This window comes from Enterobacter sp. PTB, assembly GCF_051130085.1.
In the GTDB taxonomy this organism is placed as follows: Bacteria; Pseudomonadota; Gammaproteobacteria; order Enterobacterales; family Enterobacteriaceae; genus Enterobacter; species Enterobacter ludwigii.
This window is the reverse complement of record NZ_JBDKEE010000073.1, coordinates 1-2767: the sequence shown is the minus strand read 5'-3', so window position 1 is coordinate 2767 and position 2767 is coordinate 1. Positions and strand designations below refer to the sequence as shown.

The window sequence follows — 2767 nt, the reverse complement described above, 5'->3', positions numbered from 1 at the left end:
TGTATAATGGATATCACCGATCCCTGACTGGGCGTAGTTATGGGCAATGGCATTACAGTTGAAATAAAGCCCTTTGCCGTCCGTTATCTCTCTTTTCCAGAACTCCCCTATACACCGGGCCAGTGTTACATCAGCTCGAACTTTGCTTGCGTCAAAGAAAAAACAGGTATGGTAATGAAAACCTTTGCACTGCCCGTATTCAAGCTTCCAGATGTACCCCAGACAATGTTCAAATAAAGAATGCGACTGTACGCGTTTGAATAAACGTTTACGATGTAACCGGGTTAAGTCAGCAGAGACGACATTATTCTTCACAATAGCTTTCTGATATGAGAGATCTACACGGATAACCAGCAACCGGGAGTGATGCTCAAACAGGTGATCTACGTAAGCTAATGCACCTGTCAGGTTCTTACTGGCGGCCCTCTGGAAATTACGTAGCTTTCGCTTATGCGAGGGGGATTTCACCTCTGTTCGAAATTGCCTCAACCAGCTGTTTATTACGTCAGCTTCGTGAGGTGATAAATTCAATAATGCCGGGGGCTCAGCCAGGTTATGTGTTTTGAGAGCCAGACTAAATAACTGGACCGTTGGGTGCAATTGCTGATGTCCGCCGATACCCTTTTCCAGTTCCGACAATCCTCGAAAAGCTTCCTCAAGTAAATGGCCAGTTTTGGATACCTTACAGTAGCTTGCTCTGATAACTGAAATTGCTTCCGCGTCAGAATTGACAATTCTATTTAAAATAGAAAGTAAATTGCGTTGTATTTGTATAGTATCAAGGTCATCGGTGATTATAAGTGTTCTATCACTGCCAGATAAATGCCTGCTGCTTGATTCATAATCGAAATAGCTGTCAGTAAACATAACAATAGTTATCCTGTTTTAACTTTATTAGACAGAACGATAATGGATGACGGAGGTAGCCATTGCTGGTTACCTCTATGTCAATACTACAGGTGTAATTATCCTGTTCTCTATAAAGTGAACTTCACAAAGAGCACTGTATGATTATTATTGATAGCTCAAGTATTCACTGGCTATTAAGTTAACAAATACTGCAATGATATAATTAACATAGGCAATGCAAATACATGATTACTATCATATAACAACATGATTAATTCAATTATTTTAATAATATAAGAACCATTATTAGCCAATTATTAATAACACACTCACGGACCCATGCTTCAGATATAATACCAGTAGGGACACTTGTTTCAATACATACATACTTATCATTATATCGGGAAAGTTAGTGTTCCTTTTGTCAGGAGATATCCTTGCCAGGACAGGCAAGCTTTCCCCGTATCAGGCTGCCTTCCCTTCCCGAGGTAACCTGTCCAGCCACTCCTGAAACTCACTGAGGCGCCAACGACTGGAACGCCCAATTTTCAATGGTTTTGGGAATAACTTGTTATTCATTAGCTTGTAGATATATGCCTTTGAAAATCCTGTTTTTTCACAGATAAATTTCAAATCAATCAGTTTGAAATGTTGTTCATCATCCTTGTGTTTGTCTACTTGTTTGTTCTCTTTCATGGCATCGCCCCTTGTTATGTTGAACTCGGGGCTAAGGTAAACAAAAAAAGTTCTGCCGTAACGGTAAAATTTAATGCACAGAAATGTACATTGACATTTTCTTTGAAATATGACTACGTTCCTGGCTGCACCTTTCTAAGTTTGAGGTTGAGGTTGTACCCATCTTTCTTTTCACTAAGCGCATCAAGCAGCGGTATGAATGTGCCCTGACCCAGCACGCTTTCGAAGGTTTTCAGTACAGTGTTAGAAAATGTCCTCGAAATGAACTCAGTATTCTTCTGGGCGAGGTCTACCGGAAGACCTTTCAGCAAGTTATAAATCTGCCACGAAGGTAGCTGCTTTTTATTTTTAATCTGCCAGATAACAAGATCCATCAACGGCAGGGTTTTGTGTACTCTGATGTTCTGTATTTTTCCGTCGCTCAGCATCTTATGCTTACGATAACGGGTCAGAATTTCCTGAAAAGATGAAAGTATTTCTGACTTACTGCAGTAAGGGTTTACGGACAGGTAAATTTGCTCTATACCCCGATTTTGTTCCTGAAGTGTCGTCAGAAGCGTGTCCAGACCAACATCTTCCTTCTTAGTGAAACCGAGATAACATGGATGTGTGCAATCTTCAGTTACCGAGAATGTAGGTTTATCAGCGACAGAGATTGCATCGTAGCATTCATTAATATCCCTGATGCTTAATTCCCGTACCGGAACAGGATCTTCTGATAAGATAAACTCTCTGGCCTCTGATCCGACATCAGGTTTCGGATATATAATTTCTGGTCTCTCTTTGTCAGAGATAAAATAATCGCTTATGACAGGCTGACCTTCGGTGATTTTGGCGTAAAGTTCCCTGAATAAATCAGTTGTGACTATGCCATACTCTGAATCAGAGTTTGCAACAATACCTAAATTTACCCGCGCGATCAGTTCACGGATAAGCTTACTAAATGGCATCTCGTTAACAAAATCATAGTTCTTTATTTTAAACCAGTTTAATTCTTCTGGCTTACCTTCATATGTTACACACTGAGCGCGTGAGAGTACCTGACTGTAATAGGTCCCAGTAGTCACCTTTTCAGCGTCATCTGTACTAAGTGTATTGTGAGTTTCGTCCTTCATATGCTCTCCTTCTCGTGCGAGGGTGTATATTTCCTTACCGACATTCTATTATAAAAATGAATGTATCCGTCACCCATTGTGCTCACGTTTTAGCGGCTAAATCTGCT

The 2767-nt window shown here is 40.5% G+C and carries 3 protein-coding genes; all 3 read right to left on the bottom strand.

Going from position 1 to position 2767, the window contains the following annotated elements; genetic code table 11:
* Positions 1 to 867, bottom strand: an 867-nt coding sequence (locus AAIR21_RS27520; protein WP_434682782.1) for a YagK/YfjJ domain-containing protein, incomplete at its 3' end; no start/stop codon positions are given.
* Positions 868 to 1314: 447 nt separating this feature from the next.
* Positions 1315 to 1545, bottom strand: a complete 231-nt coding sequence (locus AAIR21_RS27515) for a helix-turn-helix transcriptional regulator (protein ID WP_149330513.1) — start codon at positions 1543 to 1545, stop codon at positions 1315 to 1317.
* Positions 1546 to 1658: 113 nt separating this feature from the next.
* Entirely contained in the window at positions 1659 to 2660 is a 1002-nt protein-coding gene (locus AAIR21_RS27510; protein ID WP_149330514.1) for a DUF6387 family protein, read from the bottom strand.
* Positions 2661 to 2767: the final 107 nt, after the last annotated feature.

Bases quoted from the DNA above. Each gene is read 5' to 3' on its own strand.
- AAIR21_RS27510 (WP_149330514.1), bottom strand. From the start codon at position 2,660: ATGAAGGACGAAACTCACAATACACTTAGTACAGATGACGCTGAAAAG.
- AAIR21_RS27515 (WP_149330513.1), bottom strand. From the start codon at position 1,545: ATGAAAGAGAACAAACAAGTAGACAAACACAAGGATGATGAACAACAT.